The organism is Streptomyces sp. NPDC040622, assembly GCF_055593965.1.
The window spans coordinates 635,048-658,727 of sequence record NZ_JBVIXD010000005.1 but is presented as its reverse complement, the minus strand read 5'-3'; the positions used below and the strand labels follow the sequence as shown (position 1 = coordinate 658,727).

Sequence of the window (23,680 nt, the reverse complement as noted above, 5' to 3'; positions counted from 1 at the left end):
CCCACACCGACCGGTGTGGGCCCCCTCTCCGTAGCAGCCGATCGCCGGTCTGCGCCTCGGTTACTCCTGCTTCTTGCGGCGCGTGCCGAAGACGATCTCGTCCCAGCTGGGCACCGCGGCGCGGCGGCCGGGGCGGACGCCGTCGGCCTCGGCCTGGCGGTCCGTGGAGCCGACGAGGCGGTCCCGGTGGCTCGCCACCGAGCGGGGCATGAGGACGTCCGCGTAGGCCGCGCCGGCACCGGCCGACGCCGCCGGGGGCTCCTCCGCGTCCGGCTCCTGCTCGGCCTCCTCCTGGGGGGACGGCGGCAGTTCCGCGGCGGGCGTGACCGAGGGGCGCTCGGGCACGATCATGTCGCCTCGGAAGCTCGGCACCGCCTCCAGGAGGCTCGTCAGGGAGTCGCGCTCCTGCTCGGCGACGGCGGAACCCGCGCCCGTGCCCTCCTCCGACGGGTCGACGGGGGCGGGGGGGATGCTCGGCCGGTCCAGCTGGCGGTCCAGGGCGCGGTCGAGCGGCCGGTCCGTGGGGCGGTCCCGGGGGAGCCGGGCGATGCGCGGTACGAACGGGAAGCTGGGCTCGGGCGCGGCGATGTCGTCCGTCTCGCCGATCAGCGAACGGGCCTCGTCGTCCACGGCCTGGACGAGCCGCCGGGGCGGGTCGTACGTCCAGCTCGCGGCGTGCGGTTCGGTCGCCACGCGGTAGACGAGCAGGACCTCCCACGTGCCGTCGTCGCGGCGCCAGGAGTCCCACTGGACGGTGTCCTTGTCGGCGCCCCGCAGCAGCAGGCGCTCCTGCACGGCCTCGCCGAGCTGGGGACCGGTGTTCTCGCCGGGACGGCGTACGGGGGTCTTCCTGGCCCGCTCCGCCATGAAGGCGCGCTCCGCGAGCACGGGGCCTTCGAAGCGGCGGACGCGGTCGACGGGGATGCCGGCGAGCTGGGCCACTTCTTCCGCGCTGGCGCCTGCACGTATCCGTGCCTGGATGTCGCGCGGGCGGAGGTGGCTCTCCACCTCGATCTCGATCTGTCCGAGTCGGGGCCGGTCACCGCGGACGGCCGCACGCAGCCGCTCGTCGATCGGAAGCGTGTACTCCGTGCTGTCCGCAGCTTTCAGCACCAGCCGTGTGCCGTCGTTGCTGACGGCCACGACACGCAGTTCGGGCATGGGGACCTCCCGGGTGGTGCCTGCCGACGTCACGTGCGTCGCTGCTTCCGCTAGTCGAGTGTGGCCTGCCCGGGTGCAGCCTGCCACAACCTTGCCGAGTTGCCCGGCGTGTCGGGCATGGGCCCTGGAGCGCCGTTATGGCACGGTTACCATTTCGCAACGCTAAGTGACGACGTTCGTCACCCTGTGCAGCGAGCCCCCCACCCGGCGGTCCTGGAAGGCCCCGGGCACCCTGGCGGGAGACCGGACCCAGGGCTCGCAACAGTACTCCATTCGGGCCACGCGGGTGGACCGCCGCGCCGCCGAACTTGTCGTGGCGGAAGGGAGTTGACGGCCCCTCCCGCTCCGGCGATCCCGCGCGAGGGTGGCGCACTTCACGGAAAAGTCAGAAACGGAACTAATCACTTCTCCCGTCCGTCCCTTTCTCGTGCAGTCAGTCGTGAAAGGGAGGCAAGGGTCGGAGATGCGTGAAAAGCCGGATTCCGGCAAGGAGTCGAAGGACCAGGAGGAGCCGGGCGAGAAGCGGCGCCTCGATCTGAGCGTTCCGCAGGTGGCCGGGAGTGCCATCGCCGCGGTCGTGGCGGCGAAGCTCGCCTCGAACCTCGGTGTGTACGGGACGATCCTCGGCGCCGGTGTCGTGAGCGCGATCGCGACCTGTGGCGGCACGGTCTTCCAGCACTTCTTCAGGCGCACGGGCGAGCAGATACGTGACGTCACGGTGCAGGCCAAGCCGAGGGCCCGCCAGGTCCCGGTGCCGGGGGCGGTGCCGGTGCCGGTGCCCGAGACGTTCAGGACCGCCGCGTACACCGGAGCCCGGGGGGCCACCGGGCCTGTGACCACGACGTGGGGCAGGCCGCAGGCCGCAGCACCGGACGCCGAGGCCGACGCGACCACGCTGCTGCCCACGGTCGACGACGCGGACCCGACGACCGTGCTGCCCGCCGCGGGAACGGACCCCGCGTCCGTGCCGCCCGCCGCGGGAGACGCGGACGCCACCACGATGCTGCCCTCCGTGGGCACCGGCGCCGACGCCGAGCGGACCCAGTTCCTCGGGGCGGTCGACGCCACCCGCGCGGTGCCCCGCGACGACGCCACGCGCGTGCTGCGCACCGGGGGCTCCGCAGGGCACGCCCCGGTGCCGGACGAGTTCACCGAGGGCACCACGCACCGCGCGCGGATCCGCAGCTGGAAGCGGCCGTTGATCGCGGCGGCCGTCGTCTTCGGTGTCTCCATGGCCGGCATCACCACGTACGAGCTGGTGTCCGGGCATGACCTCAGCGGCGGCAAGGGCACCAGCATCAGCAACGGCTTCTCGGGCAGGAACAGCTCCCAGGACCGGCAGTCCACGCCCTCCGAGGAACCGTCCGAGCAGCCCTCGGACAACGGCACCGCAGGGACGGGCGACGGCTCGCAGCAGGGTGACGGGAACGCGTCGCAGGACCCGAACGGGCCCGGCGACCAGACCCCCGGCAGCGGCACGGGCAACGGCACCGACAAGGGATCGGGCGACGGCACCGGCTCCGGCTCGAAGGACGACCCGGACAAGGGCACCGGCACGGACCCCGACAAGGACAAGGGCGACGACTCCGGGGACGACGGTTCCAAGACGGATCCGACGACCCCGCCCGCCCCGACGCCCACGCCGTCGAACGGAACGGGTACGGGGACCGGCGAGGGTGCCCAGAAGGGCGGGACGCCCACTCCGTAGCGGGCGTCCACGGAGCCGTTCAGTCGCCGAGGACCCGCCGCAGGTAGTCGTTGCCGAACAGGCGGTCGGGGTCGAGGCGGTCGCGCAGGGCCGTGAACTCGGCGAAGCGGGGGTACGCCTTGGAGAAGTACTCCGCGTCGCGCGTGTGCACCTTGCCCCAGTGCGGCCGCCCCTCGTGCGCGGTGAAGATCCGTTCGGCGGCCGTGAAGTACGCCTGGTAGGGCGTGCCCCGGTACATGTGGACGGCGATGTACGCGCTCTCCCGGTCCGATGCCGTGGAGAGCGCGATGTCGTCCGAGGGGGCCGTGCGGACCTCCACGGGGAAGCTGATCCGCAGCCGCGAGCGGTCCACCATCGCCTTCAGCTCGCTCAGGGTCTCCACGAGGGCCTCGCGCGGAACCGCGTACTCCATCTCCATGAACCGCACTCGGCGCGGGCTGGTGAAGACCTTGTAGGGGATGTCCGTGTACGTCCGCGCGGAGAGCGCCCTGCTGGACACCTTGGCGATGCCGGGGATGGCCGCGGGCACGGCACGGCCGAGGGAGTTGACCACCTGGAAGAGGCCGTTGGAGAGCAGTTCGTCCTCGACGAACGCGCTGATCCTGCCGGGCGGGGCCGCAGGGCCGGGGCTGCGGTTGTTGCGCTTGGTGTTGCAGTTCCCGGTGTGCGGGAACCAGTAGAACTCGAAGTGCTCGTTCTCGGTGACGAGCGCGTCGAACTCATCGGTGACCCGGTCGAAGGTCATCGGCTCCTCGCGGGCCGTGAGGTAGAAGACCGGCTCCACGGCGAAGGTGATCGCGGTGATCACGCCGAGCGCGCCGAGCCCGATGCGGGCGGCCGCGAAGACGTCGGGATTCTCGTCCGCGGAGCACGTCAGTACCGTGCCGTCCGCGGTGACCAGCTCAAGCGCCCTGATCTGGGCGGCGATCGAGGCCGAGTCGCGGCCCGTGCCGTGCGTCCCGGTGCTGACGGCACCGGAGACCGTCTGCTCCATGATGTCGCCCATGTTCGTGAGGGACAGGCCCTCACGGGCGAGCGCCGCGTTCAGGCGCTTCAGCGGGGTGCCGGCCTCGACGGTGACCGTGCCCGCCGCGCGGTCGATCCCGCGGATGCCGGTGAGCAGGCCGGGGCGTATGAGCACGCCGTCGGTCGCGGCCGTCGCCGTGAAGGAGTGGCCCGTGCCGACGGGCTTCGCCCTGAGGCCGTCCTCCTTGGCCCGGCGCAGCGCGGCGGCCAGCTCGTCCACCGAGGCGGGAGTGACCTCGCGGACCGGCCGCGCGGCGACGTTGCCCGCCCAGTTACGCCACGTCGGTGTGCTTTTCCCGCTGCCCGTGCGCGTACTCATGGGTCCCTCCCCGTTGTGGAACCGGCCGCTTCAGCCGGCGATACCCAAGGAATCCCACCGCGACCGCGACGGCCCCGGAGACGCCCGGCACCGCGTACCCGGCGTCCGATCCCGCGGCGTCGATGACCCAGCCGGCCGCGGAGGAGCCGAGCGCGACACCGACCGCGAGTCCGGTGCTCACCCACGTCATGCCCTCGGTCAGTTTCGCGCGTGGTACGTGCTGCTCGACGAGGGCCATTGTCGTGATCATCGTCGGTGCGATGGACAGGCCCGCCACGAACAGCGCCACGGCCAGGAACGGAAGGTTCCCGACCAGTTGAAGCGGGATCATACTCACGGCCATCGTGCAGACACCCAGCAGCCACCTGGGGGCCGGTGCCCCCTTGAAGTGCAGCAGCCCGAAGGCCGCGCCGGCCAGGCAGGAGCCCAGCGCGTAGACCGCGAGGACCAGGCTCGCCGCCGACTTGTGGCCCTGGTCCTCCGCGTACGCCACGGTGACCACGTCGATCGACCCGAAGATGGCGCCGGTCGCGACGAAGGTGGCGACGAGCACCTGCAGCCCCACGGAGCGCAACGCCGAGCCCTTGGAGTGGTGTTCGCGCGAGTGCGGCACCGGCTCGGTGGCCCGCTGCGCCGTCAGCCAGAAGACGCCCACGGCGAGGAAGACACCGGCCAGCAGGGGACCGGCCTCCGGGAACCACACGGTGGAGAGCCCGATCGAGATGATCGGCCCGAAGATGAAGCAGACCTCGTCCACCACCGACTCGAAGGAGTACGCGGTGTGGAGCTGCGGGGTGTCGCGGTACAGGACGGCCCAGCGCGACCTGATCATCGAGCCGACGCTCGGCACGCAGCCGACCAGGGCGGCGAAGACGAACAGCGTCCAGTCGGGTGCCTCGAACTTCGCGCAGAGCAGCAGCCCGGCGACCGCCGCCAGGGAGACCAGCGTCGCGGGCCGCAGCACCCGGCGCTGGCCGTGCCGGTCCACCAGGCGCGAGATCTGCGGCCCGATCGCGGCGGCGGACAGCGCGACGGTCGCCGACAGGGCACCCGCCAGGCCGTACCGGCCGGTCAGCTGGGACACCATGGTCACGATGCCGATGCCCATCATCGACAGCGGCATGCGGCCGAGGAACCCGGCGCTGGAGAAGGCCTTCGTGCCGGGGGCGGCGAAGATGGCGCGGTAAGGGCTGGGCACGTGGACTCCGCTGAGGCTCCGGGCGCCGCGGACGGGCGGCAGCTCCGGGTAAGGCGTGAAGGTGGCCGATACAGCTTACGGCTCCGGGGTGGCGGGACGCACCGTGATTTTCCGATCGGCGGAGGCCGTTTTCCGGCTGTCGGTGGCGGGTGGCAGGATCGACTGCATGTCCGATGCGCTGGATCCCACTCCGTACGACGCCCTGCTGCTCCTCTCGTTCGGCGGCCCCGAGGGCCCGGACGACGTCGTCCCGTTCCTGGAGAACGTGACGCGCGGACGCGGCATCCCCAAGGAGCGGCTCAAGGAGGTGGGGCAGCACTACTTCCTGTTCGGCGGGGTCAGCCCGATCAACGACCAGAACCGCGCCCTGCTCGACGCCCTGCGCAAGGACTTCGTGGAGCACGGCCTCGACCTGCCGGTCTACTGGGGCAACCGCAACTGGGCGCCCTACCTGACCGACACCCTGCGCGAGATGGTCACCGACGGCCACCGTCGCATCCTGGTCCTCGCCACCAGCGCGTACGCCTCGTACTCGGGCTGCCGCCAGTACCGCGAGAACCTCGCGGACTCCCTCGCCGTCCTGGAGTCCGAGGGCCTGGAGCCGCCGAAGGTCGACAAGCTCCGGCACTACTTCAACCACCCCGGCTTCGTGCGCCCCATGGTCGACGGCGTCCTGAAGTCCCTCGCCGAGCTCCCCGACGACGTGCGCGAGGGCGCGCACCTGGCCTTCACGACGCACTCCATCCCGAACGCCGCGGCGGACACCTCGGGCCGGACCGAGGACCACGGCGACGGCGGCGCGTACGTCGCCGAGCACCTGGACGTGGCCCGCGTCGTCGCCGATACCGTCCGCGAGGAGACCGGCGTCGAGCACCCCTGGCAGCTCGTCTACCAGTCGCGCAGCGGCGCCCCGCACATCCCGTGGCTCGAACCCGACATCTGCGACCACCTGGCGGAGCGGCACGCGGCCGGGGCGCCCGCGGTCGTCATGGTCCCCATCGGCTTCGTCTCGGACCACATGGAGGTCCTGTACGACCTCGACACCGAGGCCGAGGCCAAGGCGGCGGAGCTCGGCCTTCCGGTGCGCCGTTCGGCGACCGTCGGCGCCGACCCGCGGTTCGCCGCGGCGATCAGGGACCTGGTCCTGGAGCGCGCCGCCGCGGAGAGCGGCACCCCTGTCGCGCCCTGCGTCCTCGGCTCGCTGGGCCCGAGCCACGACCTGTGCCCGGTGGGCTGCTGCCCCGCCCGCACCCCCAAGCCCGCGGCCGCGGGCGCCGACAGCCCGTACGCGTAAGGAACCGACGTGACCGACCTCAAGGCAGAACTCCTCGGTGTCGCCCTGGAGGCCGCGCACCGCGCGGGCACCTTCCTGCGCGAAGGACGCCCCGACGACCTGGGTGTCGCCGCCACCAAGTCCAGCGCCGTCGACGTCGTCACCGAGATGGACATCGCCTCCGAGAAGCTGATCACCGACTTCCTCGCCGAGCGCAGGCCGGCCGACGGCGTGCTCGGCGAGGAGGGCGCGAGCTCCGAGGGCACCAGCGGCGTCCAGTGGGTCATCGACCCCATCGACGGGACCGTGAACTACCTCTACGGCCGCCCCGACTGGTCCGTGTCCATCGCCGCCCGCAAGGACGGTCAGACGCTCGTCGGGGTCGTGCACGCCCCGATGCGCGGCGAGACCTACCGCGCGGTCCTCGGAGAGGGCGCCCACGTCAACGACACACCCACGCGCGTGCGCCCCGCCCCCGCCCTCGAACAGGCCCTGATCGGCACGGGCTTCGGCTACCTCGCCGAGCGCCGCGCCCAGCAGGCCGAGGTGGCACGCCACCTGATCCCCCGGGTGCGGGACATCCGGCGCGCCGGGTCGGCCGCGATCGACCTGTGCGACGTCGCGACGGGCCGGCTCGACGCGTACTACGAGCGGGGCCTGAACCCCTGGGACTTCGCGGCCGGTGACCTCGTCGCCCGGGAGGCGGGCGCGCTGACCGGTGGCCGCCCCGGAGAGCCCCTGTCGGGCGAGCTGGCCGTCGCGGCCCCGCCCGCCCTCTTCGAGACGCTCCAGGGCATCCTGGAGGACCTCGGCGCCTGGCGCGACTGACCCCGCCGGGGTGTCGGCGTACGCGAAAGGGCCCGCACACCTTCGTCAAGGGGTGTGCGGGCCCTTTCGCGTAGGTCTTGCAGGAGGGTCGGTCAGGCGTGGAGCACGCCCACCTCGACACCGTGCTCGGCGGCCAGGCGGTGGAGATCTTCCAGTTCCGCCAGCTCGACCTCGGCAAGGAAGTCGTCTCCCGTCTCACGGGCCATCGTGAGGTCGGACTCCGTGGCCTTTATGCGCTGCAGCAGGCCTGCTGTGAATGCGTCCATGGTTGCGCCCCCTCGGCTGGGTCGTGGGTCGATGGCACGGGGGTGTGCCCTCAAGGAAGGGGCGATCACGTCCAAGCCGCTCCATCCGACTCCGTGGCGTGGAGCGCCTCCACCGGGGGTGGTCGGGCGACGGGTGGGCGCGGTTCGTGGCGTGCCACATACAAAGCGTGATCGCGGGTGTAAGGCCGTCCTCCCCTGGCTCCCTTCCGCAGAAACCTCAACCGCCGGAGAAAATCAGGCATTCCCGCGCCCCGAGAACCTCGACAGGCCGTCTTACAGCCGGTTTATGGCCGAAAGGGGCAGGATGGAGGCCTACCCCACGACAGACCTGCCCGCAGGGGCACAGAGGAAGGACAGCGACGTGCGCGTACTCGTCGTCGAGGACGAGCAGCTGCTCGCCGATGCGGTGGCCACCGGACTGCGCCGGGAGGCCATGGCCGTCGACGTCGTGTACGACGGAGCGGCCGCCCTGGAGCGCATCGGTGTCAACGACTACGACGTCGTGGTGCTCGACCGGGACCTCCCGCTCGTCCACGGCGACGACGTCTGCCGCAAGATCGTCGAACTCGGCATGCCGACCCGCGTCCTGATGCTCACCGCGTCGGGCGACGTCAGCGACCGCGTCGAGGGCCTGGAGATCGGCGCCGACGACTATCTCCCCAAGCCCTTCGCGTTCAGCGAGCTCACGGCACGCGTGCGTGCGCTGGGACGGCGTACCAGCGTGCCGCTGCCGCCCGTCCTGGAGCGCGCCGGGATCAAGCTCGACCCCAACCGCCGCGAGGTCTTCCGCGAGGGCAAGGAGATCCAGCTGGCCCCCAAGGAGTTCGCCGTCCTGGAAGTGCTGCTGCGCAGCGAGGGCGCGGTGGTCTCCGCGGAGCAGCTCCTGGAGAAGGCCTGGGACGAGAACACGGACCCGTTCACGAACGTCGTCCGGGTGACCGTCATGACCCTGCGCCGCAAGCTCGGTGAGCCCGCCGTCATCGTGACGGTGCCCGGCTCCGGCTACCGGATCTGATCCGCGGTGGCCGCGACCCCGGCGCCACCAGCCGCGCCCCCGAAGCCGACCTGGGACCCCAGGAAGGTCGAACCGCCCTTCCCGTGGCTGCGCCCCACGATCCGCATACGCCTCACGCTGCTGTACGGCGGGATGTTCCTGATCGCGGGCATCCTGTTGCTCTCGATCATCTACCTGCTCGCCGCGCAGGCCCTGAACGTGGGCAGTGACCTGCCCTTCAGGGTCACCGGCAAGTCCACGGTGAGCAGCAGCACCTGCGCCAACTTCCAGGGGCTCCCCGAGCACCCGAGCGAGACGGAGCTCAACCACGCGCTGAACGAGTGCGTCAACCAGGTGCGCCAGAACGCCCTGGACAACCTCCTCAGCCGTTCGCTGCTGGCCCTGCTCGGCCTCGCCGTGATCGCCTTCGCGTTCGGCTACGCGATGGCGGGACGGGTCCTCTCGCCGCTCGGACGCATCACGCGCACCGCGCGCAGGGTCGCCGGCACGGACCTGACCCGGCGCATCGAACTGGACGGACCCGACGACGAGTTGAAGGAGCTCTCGGACACCTTCGACGAGATGCTGGACCGCCTCGAGCGGGCCTTCACCGCCCAGCAGCGCTTCGTCGGCAACGCCTCGCACGAGCTGCGCACGCCCCTGGCGATCAACCGCACGCTCCTGGAGGTGCACCTCTCCGACCCCGGGGCGCCACCCGAACTCCACCAGCTCGGCAAGACGCTGCTCGCCACCAACGAGCGCAGCGAGCAGCTCGTGGAGGGCCTGCTGCTGCTCGCCCGCAGCGACAACCAGATCGTGGAGCGCAAACCGGTCGACCTCGCCGAGGTCGCCAACCGCGCCGTCGACCAGGTGCGGGCCGAGGCCGACGCGAAGGGCGTGGAGATCCGCGGGGAGCGGGGTCTGGCGGTCGTGCAGGGCAACGGCGTCCTCCTGGAGCGGATCGCCCTGAACCTCGTCCAGAACGCCGTCAGGTACAACGTGGCGGACGACGGCTGGGTCCAGGTCACCACGGAGGCCCAGCACGGTCAGGCGGTCCTGGTGGTGTCGAACACGGGACCGGTGGTCCCCGCGTACGAGATCGACAACCTCTTCGAGCCGTTCAGGCGGCTGCGGACCGAGCGCACGGGCAGCGACAAGGGGGTCGGACTCGGCCTGTCGATCGCCCGGTCGGTGGCGCGGGCCCACGGGGGCCGTATCATCGCGGAGCCGCGTGAGGGGGGTGGCCTCGTGATGCGAGTCACCTTGCCTCTCTGAGATGCTGCCGCGGGCAGTTGATGTGTTCGCTTTGCGCTGAATTTTCGGGGGTTCCCCCCGAGGAGGATGTGTGCGATCGATCACAGAGGCGATTTTTCGGCCATCTACTCTCTGTGATCGTGAAAGTCGTCGGAAAGCCGGGAAAATCCGGGTTTTCGGGGGTCTTGATCACGGGAAGTACACGGGGTGGCGCCCGTGAAGTGCGACATTCGGACCGTGTACGGTCCGATCGCCATCCAACCTGATCACCTCTTCAGGGGTGCGGTTGGGTGTCGATTGAGTAACAGACCTTGATGTGAGGCAAAATCTCCGCCTCGGGTCGGGCACAAGTCCGGCCTCTCACGCGTTACGTGCGCTGGAGACACCGCAGACACCCAGAGGGGGAGAGCGACATGGCAACGGACTACGACACCCCACGTAAGACCGACGATGACGTCAACGAGGACAGCATCGAGGAACTCAAGGCACGGCGGAACGACAAGTCGACCTCGTCGGTCGACGTCGACGAGTTCGAGGCCGCAGAGGGCCTCGAACTGCCCGGCGCCGACCTTTCCAACGAGGAGCTCGCCGTGCGCGTGCTCCCGAAGCAGCAGGACGAGTTCACCTGCATGAGCTGCTTCCTGGTCCACCACCGCAGCCAGCTGGCCCGCGAGAAGAACGGCCAGCCGATCTGCCGCGACTGCGACTGAGGCGGGGTCGGCCGTGACTGGCTCGACCCCGTCCAGGAAGCGCCGCTTCCGCAGGTGGGGAGCGGACCAAGCCGGCGTCCAGGACGCCGGCGCGCATGACGACGGGCGAGGCTCTTCCGCAAGCGGAGAAGCCTCGCTCGAACCGGCGAACGCCCTGGAGGCGCGGCCGGACGAGACGGCGGTGGACAAGGCACCCAGGGCCTCTGGGACCGGCAAGGCCGGGTCCAGGGTCAGCCGCGTTGCCGCCGTCACGGTCGGAGTGAAGGAAGGCGTGCGCAAGGGCGGGCGCGGCGCCAAGGCCGGCATCGGTTTTCTCGCCGACCGGCTCATCGAGAACGCCCCGCGGATCCCGGTCCGGGATCTGGCGACCCTCCGCAAGCAGTTCCCGGGCCTTGGCCCCGAGCAGCTCGCGGACAAACTCGTCGCGGGCGCGGCCAACGCCACGTCCACGGTGGGCGCGGGAGTGGGGGCCGCGGCGATGCTGCCGGTGCCGCCCGCGATGCCCGCCGAGCTCGCGGCGGAGATCACCGGCGTCGCCGCCATCGAGCTGAAGCTGATCGCCGAGCTGCACGAGGTCTACGGCATGCGCCCGGACGGCACGCTCGGGCAGCGCAGCACCGCGTATCTGAACTCGTGGTCCGAGGAGCGCGGCATCGACGTCGCGAAGCCCGCGACCCTCAACGCCGCGCTGGGCGGCCAGATGAAGCGCGAGCTGCGCCAGCAGATCATGAAGCGGATGGTCCGCAACCTGCCGAACCTCATGCCCTTCATGGTGGGCGCCGCGGTCGGCGCGGTCATGAATCGCAGGGACACCAAGAAGCTGGCCGCACAGATCCGCCAGGACCTGCGCAAGAACCAGGTGCCGTGGGACGCGCTGCCGGAACTGCCGCCCCTGGAGAAGCCGGACAACCCCCTGCGGATGGGGGAGATCCCCAAGGAACTGGGGCGCTGAGCCCGCCGCCGCCTACGCGGCGCTCTCCCGCACCGACTTCAGCGCGGCCGCCAGCTCTTCCGGGTGCCTCGTCGAGACGTACACGTACGGCGTCGGGTCGTCGGGGTCCGTGATCGTCACGCGCAGCGCCGTGGGGATGTAGGCGCGCAGCAGCATGTAGGCGCGCGGGTCGGCCTTGTAGGTGCGCCAGGCGCGGGTCTCCTCGCCCGTCAGGACCTCCGCGTCACCCAGGGCGGAGACCGGGATCTTCGCGTCTCCCGCGACCAGCGAGCCCGCCACCACACGGATCCGCACCGCGCCGTACGCGCTGGTGACGACCGCCGCCACGGCCGTGCCGCCGACCAGGCCGCCGAGGAGCGGCAGCGTGCCGAACGGCAGCAGGATCAGGGCCATCGCGACGCCCACCAGGACCGAGGTGAACCACCACGAACGGGGCGCGGTCAGGCGTTCTTCGTAAGGCTGCATGGAACCAAGCTTGGCACGGTGCGGTTGCCGCGCTGACGCGGAGGTAAGGTCTGCGCCTGTGAGTGGTACATCTGCAGCTCTGACGCCCCCGGCCGACGCCATAGCGCCCGTCCGCCACCCCGACGCGCCCGCCCCCGGTGAGCTCATCGGCGCCCACTACGAGCACTGTTTCGGCTGTGGCGAGGGGCAGGCGCACGGACTGCACCTGGAGTCGCGGGCCGGTGAGGGCGTGGCGATCACCGCCGAGTTCACCGTGCGCGAGGCGCACCAGGGCGCCCCGGGCCTGGCCCACGGCGGTGTTCTCGCCACCGCTCTCGACGAGACGCTCGGCTCGCTGAACTGGCTGCTGCGCGTGATCGCCGTGACCGGACGGCTGGAGACGGACTTCGTGCGGCCGGTGCCGCTGGGCACCGTGCTCTTCCTGGAGGCCGAGGTCACCGCCGTCGCCGGGCGGAAGATCTACTCGACCGCCACCGGGCGGCTCGGCGGCCCCGACGGACCCGTGGCGGTCCGCGCCGACGCCCTCTTCATCGAGGTGAAGGTCGACCACTTCATCGACAACGGCAGGCCGGAGGAGATCCAGGCCGCCATGAGCAACCCGGACCAGGTCCGGCGCGCCCGCGCTTTCGAGGTGAACCCGTGATGCCCTCCACCCCCCTGACCGGCTCGACCGAGCTGAACGTACTGATCAGGCGCGTCGACCCCGAGGTGCCGCTGCCGGCGTACGCGCAGCCCGGCGACGCGGGCGCCGATCTGCGGACCACACAGACGTGCGAACTCGCCCCCGGCGAGCGGGCGGTCCTGCCCACCGGGGTGTCCATCGCGCTCCCCGAGGGGTACGCGGCCTTCGTGCACCCCCGTTCGGGCCTCGCCGCCCGCTGTGGTGTCGCTCTGGTGAATGCCCCGGGGACGGTGGATGCCGGGTACCGTGGAGAGATCAAGGTGATCGTGGTGAATCTCGACCCGCGCGAGAGCGTGCGGTTCGAGCGTTTCGACCGGATTGCCCAACTGGTCGTCCAGCAGGTCGAGAAGGTCCGCTTCCACGAGGTGGCGGAGCTTCCCGAATCGGCGCGGGCCGAGGGGGGCTTCGGGTCCACCGGCGGCCATGCCGCCGTGGGCATCGGCTCGGGCGTGAGCTCGGCCGAACAAACGGGTGGGAATCGATACGCATCGGTCGTATCCGACCGGGAAGGACAGTGACGTGTTCGGACGTCGCAAGAAGGACAGTGCCGCCGAGGACGCGGCGGGCGCGGACGAGCAGGTCGTCGACGGCGTGGACGGTGCTGACCGGTCCGACGTCGCGCCCTCGCGCGTGAGGCTCGAGCCCGAGCCCCGTCCCGACGGCCCCTGGGACCTCGCCGAGGTCCGGGAGCCCGGCGAGGGCCGCGTGGACCTCGGTGGGCTCTTCGTGCCGGGCGTCGAGGGCATGGAGCTGCGGGTGGAGGTCGCGGGCGACGCGATCGTCGCGGCCACCGTCGTGCTCCAGGACAGCGCCATCCAGCTGCAGGGCTTCGCCGCCCCCAAGAAGGAGGGCATCTGGGGCGAGGTCCGCGAGGAGATCGCCTCGGGCATCACCCAGCAGGGCGGCGTCATCGACGAGGTCGAGGGTGCCCTCGGCTGGGAGCTGCGCGCCCAGGTGCCGGTGCAGCTGCCGGACGGCACGGGCGGCGTGCAGGTCGTGCGCTTCATCGGCGTCGACGGCCCGCGCTGGTTCCTGCGCGGCGTGATCTCCGGACAGGGCGCGGTGCAGCCGCAGGCCGCCGGCCTCCTCGAGCAGATCTTCCGGGACACCGTCGTGGTGCGGGGCGAGGGTCCGATGGCGCCGCGCGACCCGATCGTCCTGAAGCTGCCGGAGGACGCCCAGATGGTCGCCGAGGGCGTGCAGCAGGAGCGGCAGGAGGGCTCGCGCTTCTCCGGCGGCATGGGACAGCTGCAGCGCGGTCCCGAGATCACCGAGGTGCGCTGACCTCCGCCAGGGGGCGACGACTTCTCAGCTGTTGAGTGGCCCGTGAGGGTTCCGGCTCGTCCGGATCCGTCGCGGGCCACTTTTTTGTGCGTGGGATGAAGGTCTTTGGAGTGGTCGTTCACGTGGCTGGACGGAGCGGGGTGGCCATGAGGTCGCCGGAGGGGGCGGGTCCGGCGACTTCGGGTGAGGTCTCTTGCTTCACGCCTTGACGGAAGGCAGGTCCGTACCTATGGTCACGGGCCAACACGCGTGTTCAGAAAGGCGCTTGCCGTTCATATACGAGAACACAAGACCTCGCAGAGAGAACGGATGGTCCCCTCCATGCCGTACGCCCCCACCTCCGCACGCCCCCGCCGCCGTCGCAGAGTGCGCCTCTCCCTGGGAGCCGCGGTCGGCTCCGTGGCGGCCGCCCTCGTCGCCGGACTCGTGGCCTGGCCCGGTGCCGGCAAGGCCGAGGCGGCGCCCGCGGCCTTCGTCCACCCCGGCGTCACCGTCTCCCGCGGCCAGCTGGACTTCACCCGCGAGAAGGTCACGGCCGGCGCCCAGCCCTGGAAGTCCGCCTACGACCAGATGATGGCCAGCAAGTACGCCTCCCTCTCCCGCACCGCCAAGCCCCGCGCGGTCGTGGAGTGCGGCTCCTACTCCGACCCCAACTACGGGTGCACCGACGAGCGCGAGGACGCGATAGCCGCGTACACCACCGCCCTGGCCTGGTACATCACGCGTGACGAGCGCTACGCGAAGAAGTCCATCGAGCTCATGGACGCCTGGTCGGGCACGATCAAGGACCACACCAACAGCAACGCCCCGCTGCAGACCGGCTGGGCGGGATCGAGCTGGCCGCGCGCCGCGGAGATCATCAAGTACACGTACGCCGGGAGCTGGGCGAACTCCGGCCGCTTCGCGACGATGCTGCGCACCGTCTACCTCCCGGAGATCATCAACGGCTCCAACTCCAACGGCAATTGGGAGCTGTCGATGATGGAGGCGGCCGTCGGCATCTCCGTCTTCCTCGAGGACAAGGCGTCGTACGACAAGGCGATGGCGACGTTCCGCACGCGGACGGCCGCGTACGTCTACCTCGCCTCCGACGGGGCGCTGCCGAAGACCGTGCCCAGCCAGCACCTCGACACCCGCGACAAGATCGTCAAGTACTGGCAGGGCCAGGGGACCTTCACCCCCGGGCTCACCCAGGAGACCTGCCGCGACTTCACCCACACCGGCTACGGCCTCTCCGCGATCTCCCACGTCGCCGAGACCAGCCGTATCCAGGGCCAGGACCTGTACGGGACGGACGTCGGCGAGCGGCTGCGCCAGGGCCTCGGCTTCCAGGCCAAGTACGAGCTGGGCGAGGCGCCCCCCGCCTCGCTCTGCAAGGGCACGGTCCACCGCGGCCTCGGCCCCGTCACCGAGGTCGGCTACAACGCCCTCGCGGGGCGCCTCGGCCATGCCATGACCAACACCCAGAAACTCACCGAGCAGAACCGTCCCGCCGGTTCCAACAACCTCTTCGTCGCCTGGGAAACCCTGACGCACGCGGGCAATCCGCGCTGATCGGTCCCTCGGCGGCCTTGCCTCGGCGGCTTTGCCAGGACTTGTCCGGCTTTATCGGGCCTTGTCGGGCCGGACGCGCGGTGACGATACTGGCGCCCCGCCCCTGCGCACCCAGGGGCGTACCGGGGGAGTGAGCGGTGGCAGTGGGCGCGGACGACATGGTCGTCGTTGAGGACCTTCATCGGCCCCCTGCGCGCGCGAGGAGCGCGTCGCCCTCCTCCTCGCCCTGGTGGGCCTCGCCGGCCACGCGCGGCAGCGGCCCGGCGAGCTCTCCGGAGGGCAGCAGCAGCGCGTGGCCATCGCCCGTGCCCTGGCCAACAAGCCCGCCCTCCTGATCACCGGCGAACCCACCGGCCGGCCCGACGCGGGAACCGGGCTCGCCGTGATGGAGCTGCTGCGCGCCGTCGTCCGCAGCGAGGGCGTCACCGCCCTGGCCGCCACGCACGACGCCACGCTGCTCGACCTGGCCGACCGGGTCCTCGAGCCGCGCGACGGCGAGGTCGTCGCGCTCTGACCTCCGAGGAGGCCGCGGGCGACGGTGCGGCGCGCACCCGCGCGCATCAGGGTTGTGTCAAGGACGGCACCCCCGTACCGCCTCGTCCCTATTGCCGGAATTGTTGGCCGTAAGGTCGACGCTGCGTACACAGCAGTTTCAGGAAGACAATGGGGCCATGGCACGCGGCAAGCTTCGGATCTACCTCGGTGCGGCACCGGGCGTCGGCAAGACGTACGCCATGCTCTCCGAGGCGCACCGCCGTATCGAGCGCGGCACCGACTGCGTGATCGCCTTCGTGGAGCACCACGACAGGCCGCGCACCGAGGTGATGCTGCACGGCCTGGAACAGGTCACCCGCAAGGACCTGGAGTACCGGGGCACGGCCTTCACCGAGATGGACGTGGACGCGGTCCTGGCGCGCGCCCCCGCCGTCGCCCTGGTCGACGAGCTCGCCCACACCAACGTCCCCGGCTCGCGCAACGCCAAGCGCTGGCAGGACGTCGAGGAGCTCCTGGCGGCCGGCATCGACGTCGTCTCGACGGTGAACATCCAGCACCTGGAGTCCCTCGGTGACGTCGTCGAGTCGATCACCGGCGTGCGCCAGCGCGAGACCGTGCCGGACGAGGTGGTGCGCAGGGCCGACCAGATCGAGCTGGTCGACATGTCGCCCCAGGCGCTGCGCCGCCGCATGGCCCACGGCAACATCTACAAGTCCGACCGCATCGACGCGTCCCTGTCCAACTACTTCCGGCCGGGCAACCTCACCGCGCTGCGCGAGCTCGCGCTGCTGTGGGTCGCCGACCGCGTCGACGAATACCTCCAGCAGTACCGGGGCGAGCACAACATCCGCTCCACCTGGCAGGCCCGTGAGCGCATCGTCGTCGGCCTGACCGGCGGCCCCGAGGGCCGCACGCTGATCAGACGCGCCTCCCGGATGGCCGCCAAGGGCTCCGGCAGCGAGATCCTCGCCGTCTACATCGCCCGCAGCGACGGCCTGACCGGCGCGTCCCCCAAGGAACTCGCCGTCCAGCGCACCCTCGTCGAAGACCTCGGCGGCACCTTCCACCACGTCATAGGCGACGACATACCGGCCGCGCTCCTCGACTTCGCGCGTGGCGTCAACGCCACCCAGATCGTCCTCGGCTCCTCGCGCCGCAAGACCTGGCAGTACATCTTCGGACCCGGCGTCGGCGCGACCGTCGCCCGCGAATCGGGCCCGGACCTGGACGTGCACATCGTCACGCACGGCGAGGTCGCCAAGGGGCGCGGCCTGCCCGTCGCCCGCGGGGCGCGCCTCGGCCGCTCCCGCGCCATCTGGGGCTGGCTGGTCGGCGTCGCGGGGCCCGCGCTCCTGACGCTGCTGCTCACCCATGTCGACGCCGACCTCGGCCTGGCCAACGACATGCTGCTGTTCCTGACGCTGACGGTCGCCGCCGCGCTGGTGGGCGGGCTGCTCCCGGCGCTCGCCTCCGCGGCCTTCGGCTCGCTGCTGCTCAACTACTACTTCACGCCGCCCCTGCACCTGTGGACGGTCTCCGACAACAACAACATCGTCGCGATCGCGGTGTTCGTGGGCGTCGCCGTGTCGGTGGCTTCGGTCGTGGACCTCGCCGCCCGGCGCACCCACCAGGCCGCCCGGCTGCGGGCCGAGGCGGAGATACTCTCCTTCCTCGCCGGCAGCGTGCTGCGCGGCGAGACCAGCCTGGAGGCCCTCCTGGAGCGCGTCAGGGAGACCTTCGCCATGGAGTCCGTGGCCCTGCTGGAACGGGCGGGCGACACCGACCCCTGGACCTGCGCGGGACGCGTCGGCGACGGCCGTCCGCTGGGACGCCCCGAGGACGCCGACGTCGACATGCCCGTCGGCGACCACATGGCCCTCGCCCTGTCGGGCCGGGTCCTGCCCGCCGCCGACCGCCGCGTGCTGGCCGCGTTCGCCGCGCAGGCCGCCGTCGTCCTGGACCGCCAGCGCCTGCAGTCCGAGGCCGACCAGGCCCGCACGCTCGCCGAGGGCAACCGCATCCGCACCGCCCTGCTCGCCGCCGTCAGCCACGACCTGCGCACCCCGCTCGCCGGCATCAAGGCCGCCGTGTCCTCGCTGCGCTCCGACGACGTGGAGTGGTCCGAGGAGGACGAGGCGGAGCTCCTGGAGGGCATCGAGGCGGGCGCCGACCGCCTCGAACACCTGGTCGGCAACCTCCTCGACATGTCCCGGCTGCAGACCGGCACGGTCGCCCCGCTGATCCGCGAGATCGACCTCGACGAAGTCGTGCCGATGGCGCTCGGCGGCGTACCCGACGGCAGCGCGGAGCTGGACATCCCCGAGACCCTGCCGATGGTCGCCGTCGACAAGGGCCTCCTGGAGCGGGCGGTCGCCAACATCGTCGAGAACGCGGTGAAGTACGCCCCCGAGGGCGCGGCCGTGAAGGTCTCCGCCAGCGCGCTCGGCGAGCGCGTCGAGATCCGCGTCGTGGACCGCGGCCCCGGCGTCCCCGACAGCGCCAAGGACCGCATCTTCGCGCCCTTCCAGCGATACGGTGACGCTCCGCGGGGCGCAGGTGTGGGCCTCGGCCTCGCGGTCGCCCGCGGCTTCGTCGAGGCCATGGGCGGCACCCTCGCCGCCGAGGACACCCCCGGCGGCGGCCTCACCATGGTCCTCACGCTGCGGGCGGCGGCCGGACGCCCGCCCCTCAGCCCCGAGCTCTCGGCCCGGGTCACGTCGTGATCCAGGACCGCACGGGTCGCCTCACGACCCCGAACCGCCCCGGTCACGCAGTGACCCCGAACCAGAAGCCGGAAAGGCAGGCAAGCATGACCCGGGTGCTCGTGGTCGACGACGAGCCGCAGATCGTACGCGCCCTCGTGATCAACCTGAAGGCGCGCAAGTACGAGGTGGACGCGGCCCCCGACGGCGCCACCGCGCTGCAGGTCGCCGCCGCCCGCCACCCCGACGTGATCGTGCTCGACCTCGGTCTGCCCGACATGGACGGCGTGGAGGTCATCAGGGGACTGCGCGGCTGGACGCGCGTCCCGATCCTGGTCCTCTCCGCCCGGCACAGCTCGGACGAGAAGGTCGAGGCGCTGGACGCGGGTGCCGACGACTACGTGACCAAGCCGTTCGGCATGGACGAGCTCCTCGCCCGGCTGCGCGCCGCCGTCCGCAGGGCGGAGCCCACCGGGGCGGGCGACGACGACGTCATGGTCGACACCGGGGACTTCTCCGTCGACCTGGCCGCCAAGAAGGTCCACCGCGGGGGCCGCGACGTACGTCTGACGCCCACGGAGTGGCACCTCCTGGAGGTCCTGGTGCGCAACACCGGCCGCCTGGTCAGCCAGAAGCAGCTGCTCCAGGAGGTCTGGGGGCCCTCGTACGGCACGGAGACGAACTACCTCCGGGTCTACATGGCGCAGTTGCGCCGCAAGCTGGAGACGGACCCGGCGCATCCGCGCCACTTCATCACCGAACCCGGAATGGGATACCGGTTCGAGAAGTGACCGGATCGGTTGCTTCAGTCGGCCTCCGAACGGGTAGTGAGCGGACATAAGCACAGATGAGCGCACCCCTTTCGGTACTGTCGTCACCCCCCGGTACGCTTCTTGCATGAGTGCTGTTCCTGGTTCCGAAAAGCCGGCGGGCCGCTTCCGGCGCATGCTCGACCGGCTCTCCTCCTCCCAGGAGGATCTGGAGTCGGAGGAGCTGCGGGAGGACGCGGAGACAGCGGGCTGTGTCCGTATCGGCGACTGCCACGACCGCCAGATCGTCACCGTTACTGGTACCTTGCGCACGGTCACTCTGCGACCACGCGCCGGGGTTCCCGCCCTGGAGGCCGAGCTGTTCGACGGCTCGGCGGCACTGGACGTGGTGTGGCTCGGCAGGCGCTCCATCGTCGGGATCGAACCGGGGCGCAGGCTGATCGCATCGGGCCGGATCTCGATGAGCCGGGGCCGCCGGGTGCTCTTCAACCCGAAATACGAACTCAGACCCCTCGGACGGGAGTAGCCGGTGACGTCCCTCGACAAGCCGACGGACCAAGGGAAGACGGATCAGGACGCCGATTCCCGGGCCGTGACCGAGGCAGCGCTCTTCGAAGCCTTCGGCGGCGTGCGGGGCATGGTGGAGACGGTCGTCCCCGGCCTGCTCTTCGTGACCATCTTCACGATCAACAAGGACCTGCACATGTCGGCCATCGCGGCCCTCGCGGTGTCCCTGGTGCTCGTCGTGGTCCGCCTGGTCATGAAGGACACCGTCAAGCACGCCTTCAGCGGTGTCTTCGGCGTCGCCTTCGGCGTGGTCTTCGCGATGATGACCGGCAACGCGAAGGACTTCTACCTGCCGGGCATGCTCTACACCCTGGGCCTCGCCCTGGCGTACATCATCACGACCCTCGCGGGCGTCCCGTTGATCGGCCTCATCCTCGGCCCGGTCTTCAAGGAGAACCTTTCCTGGCGCACCCGCAACCCGGGCCGCAAGAAGGCGTACGCGAAGGCCAGTTGGGCCTGGGGCCTGATCCTCCTCGCCAAGTGCGCGGTCCTCTTCCCCCTGTACTGGTGGGGCGACACGACCCAGTTCGGCTGGGTCCTGGTCGCCCTCAAGATCCCTCCGTTCCTGCTCGCCGTCTACCTGACCTGGGTCTTCCTCGCGAAGGCCCCGCCGCCGATCGACGTCTTCGCGGAGATGGAAGCGGCAGAAAAGGCAGAGGAGGACCGCAAGGCGGAGAGGGAACGGGAACGCCGCGACGCATAGAGCGGTCTGGCGTCCGGCGTCCGGCGTCCGGCGTCCGCTCAGGCCTGCCGGCCCGGCTGGCGCGGCAGCCCTCGTGGGCGCGGACGGCAAGGGCGCCGCTCGGCGCCCGCCCCCGGGGCGCGAGGAACTGCGCCCCCGAGCCAGGGCGGTCCGCAGCCGCCCGACGGTGATCGCGGCAGCCTCCTGGGCTCTCGGCACTGAAGCGACAGTGACGGCAGACGCCCTGCCCAGGGGCGCGGGGAGCTGCGCGCCCGGCTACGGTCGGCCGGCAGTCGCCCGGCGGGGGGTTGTGGCGGCCTCGTGGGCGCGGGCGGGTAGGGCTCCGGCGGGCGCTGTCTGGGGGGCACGGGGAACTGCGCGCCCGGCTACGGTCGGCCCGCAGTCGCCCGGCGGGGGGTCGTGGCGGCCTCGTGGGCGCGGACGGCATGGGCTCCGGCGGGCGCTGTCTGAGGGGCGCGGGGAACTGCGCGCCCGGCCAGGGACGGCCCCGCAGTCGCCCGACGGGAAGCCGCAGCAGCACCCCACGGCGCCCGGCCCGGCGCCGAACCCAGCAGCGCCGGCAGCGCCGACAACGTCGGCAACAGCTGAGGGGCACCCGGAAGTCTCCGGGTGCCCCTCAGCCACGTTCGCCGGGGCGGCCTCAGCCCACCGCATCCTCACGCCGCACCGAAAGCAGATCCTCCAGCTGCTCCTCGCGCGCCTGCGCGGCCACGAAGAGGAGCTCGTCACCCGCCTCCAGGGAGTCGTCCGCGGTCGGCGCGAGCACGCGCGTACCGCGGATGATCGTGACCAGCGAGGTGTCCTCGGGCCACTGGACGTCGCCGACCTGCGTGCCCGCGAGGGCGGACTCGGGCGGCAGCGTCAGCTCGACGAGGTTCGCGTCGCCGTGGCTGAAGCGGAGCAGGCGCACGAGGTCGCCGACGCTGACCGCCTCCTCGACGAGCGCGGACATCAGACGCGGCGTGGAGACCGCGACGTCGACGCCCCAGGACTCGTTGAAGAGCCACTCGTTCTTCGGGTTGTTGACGCGAGCGACGACCCGCGGGACGCCGTACTCGGTCTTGGCGAGCAGCGAGACGACGAGGTTGACCTTGTCGTCACCGGTCGCGGCGATCACCACATTGCAGCGCTGCAGCGCCGCCTCGTCCAGCGAAGTGATCTCGCAGGCGTCGGCGAGCAGCCACTCGGCCTGCGGGACGCGCTCGACCGAGATGGCGGTCGGCGCCTTGTCGATGAGAAGGACCTCGTGGCCGTTCTCCAGGAGCTCACCGGCGATGGAACGACCCACCGCACCGGCTCCGGCAATGGCGACCCTCATCAGTGACCGCCCTCCTCGGGGCCTTCGGCGAACGCCGCTTCGACCTTGTCGACCTGATCGGTGCGCATCATCACGTGCACCAGGTCGCCTTCCTGCAGGACCGTCTGCGAGGTCGGCAGGACCGCCTCGCCCAGCCGGGTGAGGAAGGCGACGCGGACGCCGGTCTCCTCCTGCAGCTGGCTGATCTTGTGCCCGATCCACGCGGGGGACGCGTGCACCTCGGCGAGCTGCACACCGCCGGTGGGATCGCGCCACAGCGGCTCGGCACCGGACGGCAGGAGCCGGCGCAGCATCTGGTCGGCGGTCCAGCGGACCGTGGCGACCGTCGGGATGCCCAGGCGCTGGTAGACCTCGGCGCGGCGCGGGTCGTAGATGCGGGCCGCGACGTTCTCGATGCCGAACATCTCGCGGGCCACGCGGGCGGCGATGATGTTCGAGTTGTCGCCGCTGGAGACGGCGGCGAAGGCGCCCGCCTCCTCGATGCCGGCCTCGCGCAGGGTGTCCTGGTCGAAGCCGACGCCGGTGACGCGGCGGCCGCCGAAGCCGGAGCCGAGGCGGCGGAAGGCCGTGGGGTCCTGGTCGACGACGGCGACGGTGTGCCCCTGTTGTTCCAGGTTCTGTGCGAGAGCGGACCCGACTCTCCCGCAGCCCATGATGACGATGTGCACCTGTCTTTTACCCCGCACTCCTGGTCATCCCGCTGACCTGCGAAAACATCGTGCTCACTCTTCTCTCTCAGTCTGCTGGCAACAACGGGGCAACAGCGTGCGGCGTTGCCAAGAGACGAGCTTAAGCCGCAACCGGTCCCTTGCACTCACTCGTGTGGACGCGAGAGCGGACGCGGGAGGAGCCAGGGTTCCGTGGGTTCAGTCCACGCTGCGGAGCAGGCCCTCGACCTTCTCCAGGCGGTGGCCGAGCTCGACGAGCTGCAGACGGTTCGCCTCCTGCTCCGACCTGGCCCGCTCCACGGCCTCGCGGTAGCCGTGCATGGCCTCGGCGTACTGGCGGTCGCGCTCGCGGTTGCGCTGCGACTGGAAGTAGGCGACGGCGACGATGGCGCCGGCGAGTATCAGGAAAAAGGCGACCGGGATGATCACGTCGTCCACTAGGACGTCCCCCTTGATGAGTGCTGTTCGTCCTCGCCCGCCTGGTCCTGGTGGAGGGCGGCGACGATCGTATCCACGTTCAACCGCACGTCGAACGGCGCCAGTTCGAAGTACTTGAGCGCCTTGCCGTCGTCCGACAGCTCCAGGCGGCCGACGACGAGGCCGGCCTTCTCCATGCGTTCGAGATGCATGTAGAGGAGGGGACGGGACACCCCGAGCCGCCGGGCGAGTTCGCTGACGTACAGCTGTCCCGCGGAGAGCTCGTTGATGATCCGGATGCGCTGCGCGTGGCCGACCGCCGCGAGAAAAGCCAGTAGCTCCTCGCTGTCCATGGCCCGCCTTCGT

24 protein-coding genes and 1 pseudogene are annotated in these 23,680 nt (G+C 71.2%); 16 read left to right on the top strand and 9 right to left on the bottom strand.

All coding sequences use genetic code 11. The features are described 5' to 3' along the window. Positions 1–60 precede the first annotated feature (60 nt). The gene (sepH, locus tag ACZ592_RS17550; protein WP_471582420.1) at positions 61–1,161 is read right to left on the bottom strand and encodes a septation protein SepH; all 1,101 of its coding nucleotides are present in this window, start codon (positions 1,159–1,161) and stop codon (positions 61–63) included. Between the two features lie 463 nt (positions 1,162–1,624). On the opposite strand from sepH, the gene ACZ592_RS17545 reads away from it, so the two are divergent. Beyond that, complete coding sequence (locus ACZ592_RS17545) at positions 1,625–2,869, top strand: hypothetical protein (RefSeq protein WP_471582419.1); 1,245 nt, start codon at positions 1,625–1,627, stop codon at positions 2,867–2,869. Positions 2,870–2,888: 19 nt separating this feature from the next. On the opposite strand, the gene ACZ592_RS17540 is transcribed toward ACZ592_RS17545, so the two are convergent. Together ACZ592_RS17540 and ACZ592_RS17535 are read right to left on the bottom strand one after the other, a co-directional pair. Beyond that, on the bottom strand, positions 2,889–4,214 hold the full coding sequence (locus tag ACZ592_RS17540; protein WP_471582418.1) for a D-arabinono-1,4-lactone oxidase: 1,326 nt from the start codon (positions 4,212–4,214) through the stop codon (positions 2,889–2,891). Beyond that, a complete protein-coding gene (locus ACZ592_RS17535) occupies positions 4,168–5,412 on the bottom strand; it encodes an MFS transporter (RefSeq protein WP_471582417.1) in 1,245 nt (414 codons plus the stop codon). The genes ACZ592_RS17540 and ACZ592_RS17535 overlap by 47 nt, the downstream gene beginning before the upstream one ends. 166 nt (positions 5,413–5,578) lie before the next feature. Between ACZ592_RS17535 and ACZ592_RS17530 the strand changes: the two genes are divergently transcribed. Together ACZ592_RS17530 and ACZ592_RS17525 are read left to right on the top strand one after the other, a co-directional pair. Continuing rightward, a complete protein-coding gene (locus tag ACZ592_RS17530) occupies positions 5,579–6,706 on the top strand; it encodes a ferrochelatase (protein WP_471582416.1) in 1,128 nt (375 codons plus the stop codon). Positions 6,707–6,715: 9 nt separating this feature from the next. Continuing rightward, the gene (locus ACZ592_RS17525; RefSeq protein ID WP_471582415.1) at positions 6,716–7,513 is read left to right on the top strand and encodes an inositol monophosphatase family protein; all 798 of its coding nucleotides are present in this window, start codon (positions 6,716–6,718) and stop codon (positions 7,511–7,513) included. Between the two features lie 92 nt (positions 7,514–7,605). Here the strand turns inward: ACZ592_RS17525 and ACZ592_RS17520 are convergent, their stop codons facing one another. Next, positions 7,606–7,779: a hypothetical protein gene (locus tag ACZ592_RS17520; RefSeq protein WP_471582414.1), complete on the bottom strand. Its 174-nt coding sequence runs from the start codon at positions 7,777–7,779 to the stop codon at positions 7,606–7,608. A 361-nt stretch (positions 7,780–8,140) separates the two neighbouring features. Here ACZ592_RS17520 and ACZ592_RS17515 point away from each other — a divergent pair, with 361 nt between their 5' ends. From ACZ592_RS17515 to ACZ592_RS17500, 4 genes are all read left to right on the top strand, one after another. After that, complete coding sequence (locus ACZ592_RS17515; protein WP_055563081.1) at positions 8,141–8,794, top strand: response regulator transcription factor; 654 nt, start codon at positions 8,141–8,143, stop codon at positions 8,792–8,794. 6 nt (positions 8,795–8,800) lie between these two features. After that, positions 8,801–10,048 (top strand): sensor histidine kinase, encoded by a 1,248-nt coding sequence (locus tag ACZ592_RS17510; protein WP_471582413.1) that lies wholly within the window; start codon positions 8,801–8,803, stop codon positions 10,046–10,048. Between the two features lie 392 nt (positions 10,049–10,440). Then, complete coding sequence (locus ACZ592_RS17505) at positions 10,441–10,737, top strand: DUF4193 domain-containing protein (RefSeq protein ID WP_030357326.1); 297 nt, start codon at positions 10,441–10,443, stop codon at positions 10,735–10,737. A 13-nt stretch (positions 10,738–10,750) separates the two neighbouring features. Next, positions 10,751–11,689, top strand: a complete 939-nt coding sequence (locus ACZ592_RS17500) for a hypothetical protein (RefSeq protein WP_471582412.1) — start codon at positions 10,751–10,753, stop codon at positions 11,687–11,689. A gap of 12 nt (positions 11,690–11,701) precedes the next feature. Here ACZ592_RS17500 and ACZ592_RS17495 read toward each other — a convergent pair whose 3' ends face one another. Then, positions 11,702–12,154: a DUF3093 domain-containing protein gene (locus ACZ592_RS17495; RefSeq protein ID WP_471582411.1), complete on the bottom strand. Its 453-nt coding sequence runs from the start codon at positions 12,152–12,154 to the stop codon at positions 11,702–11,704. 58 nt (positions 12,155–12,212) lie between these two features. Here ACZ592_RS17495 and ACZ592_RS17490 point away from each other — a divergent pair, with 58 nt between their 5' ends. The 9 genes and pseudogenes from ACZ592_RS17490 to ACZ592_RS17450 all read left to right on the top strand — a co-directional run bounded on the left by ACZ592_RS17490 (position 12,213) and on the right by ACZ592_RS17450 (position 20,911). Further along, positions 12,213–12,797, top strand: coding sequence for a PaaI family thioesterase (locus ACZ592_RS17490; protein ID WP_471582410.1), 585 nt, complete (start codon positions 12,213–12,215; stop codon positions 12,795–12,797). After that, entirely contained in the window at positions 12,797–13,354 is a 558-nt protein-coding gene (dut, locus tag ACZ592_RS17485) for a dUTP diphosphatase (RefSeq protein ID WP_471582409.1), read from the top strand. Before ACZ592_RS17490 ends, dut begins: the two co-directional genes overlap by 1 nt. A gap of 1 nt (position 13,355) precedes the next feature. After that, positions 13,356–14,120 (top strand): DUF3710 domain-containing protein, encoded by a 765-nt coding sequence (locus ACZ592_RS17480; RefSeq protein WP_471582408.1) that lies wholly within the window; start codon positions 13,356–13,358, stop codon positions 14,118–14,120. A 321-nt stretch (positions 14,121–14,441) separates the two neighbouring features. Continuing rightward, positions 14,442–15,674 carry an alginate lyase family protein gene (locus ACZ592_RS17475; RefSeq protein ID WP_471582407.1) on the top strand — a complete coding sequence of 411 codons (1,233 nt, stop codon included), beginning with the start codon at positions 14,442–14,444 and terminating at the stop codon, positions 15,672–15,674. A gap of 187 nt (positions 15,675–15,861) precedes the next feature. After that, a pseudogene (locus tag ACZ592_RS17470) lies at positions 15,862–16,188 on the top strand (ATP-binding cassette domain-containing protein); the annotation flags it as partial. Between the two features lie 157 nt (positions 16,189–16,345). Beyond that, complete coding sequence (locus ACZ592_RS17465) at positions 16,346–18,892, top strand: ATP-binding protein (RefSeq protein ID WP_471582406.1); 2,547 nt, start codon at positions 16,346–16,348, stop codon at positions 18,890–18,892. Positions 18,893–18,978: 86 nt separating this feature from the next. Then, a complete protein-coding gene (locus ACZ592_RS17460; protein ID WP_471582405.1) occupies positions 18,979–19,662 on the top strand; it encodes a response regulator in 684 nt (227 codons plus the stop codon). 106 nt (positions 19,663–19,768) lie between these two features. Beyond that, positions 19,769–20,167, top strand: coding sequence for an OB-fold nucleic acid binding domain-containing protein (locus ACZ592_RS17455; RefSeq protein ID WP_471582404.1), 399 nt, complete (start codon positions 19,769–19,771; stop codon positions 20,165–20,167). A 3-nt stretch (positions 20,168–20,170) separates the two neighbouring features. Next, a complete protein-coding gene (locus ACZ592_RS17450) occupies positions 20,171–20,911 on the top strand; it encodes a DUF3159 domain-containing protein (RefSeq protein ID WP_471582403.1) in 741 nt (246 codons plus the stop codon). Positions 20,912–21,551: 640 nt separating this feature from the next. On the opposite strand, the gene ACZ592_RS17445 is transcribed toward ACZ592_RS17450, so the two are convergent. The 4 genes from ACZ592_RS17445 to ACZ592_RS17430 all read right to left on the bottom strand — a co-directional run bounded on the left by ACZ592_RS17445 (position 21,552) and on the right by ACZ592_RS17430 (position 23,667). Next, positions 21,552–22,229 (bottom strand): potassium channel family protein, encoded by a 678-nt coding sequence (locus tag ACZ592_RS17445; RefSeq protein ID WP_062770899.1) that lies wholly within the window; start codon positions 22,227–22,229, stop codon positions 21,552–21,554. Then, positions 22,229–22,897: a potassium channel family protein gene (locus ACZ592_RS17440; RefSeq protein WP_389316060.1), complete on the bottom strand. Its 669-nt coding sequence runs from the start codon at positions 22,895–22,897 to the stop codon at positions 22,229–22,231. The genes ACZ592_RS17445 and ACZ592_RS17440 overlap by 1 nt, the downstream gene beginning before the upstream one ends. A gap of 198 nt (positions 22,898–23,095) precedes the next feature. Continuing rightward, positions 23,096–23,335 (bottom strand): hypothetical protein, encoded by a 240-nt coding sequence (locus ACZ592_RS17435; protein WP_471582402.1) that lies wholly within the window; start codon positions 23,333–23,335, stop codon positions 23,096–23,098. Beyond that, positions 23,335–23,667 carry an ArsR/SmtB family transcription factor gene (locus tag ACZ592_RS17430; RefSeq protein ID WP_471582401.1) on the bottom strand — a complete coding sequence of 111 codons (333 nt, stop codon included), beginning with the start codon at positions 23,665–23,667 and terminating at the stop codon, positions 23,335–23,337. The genes ACZ592_RS17435 and ACZ592_RS17430 overlap by 1 nt, the downstream gene beginning before the upstream one ends. Positions 23,668–23,680 lie beyond the last annotated feature (13 nt).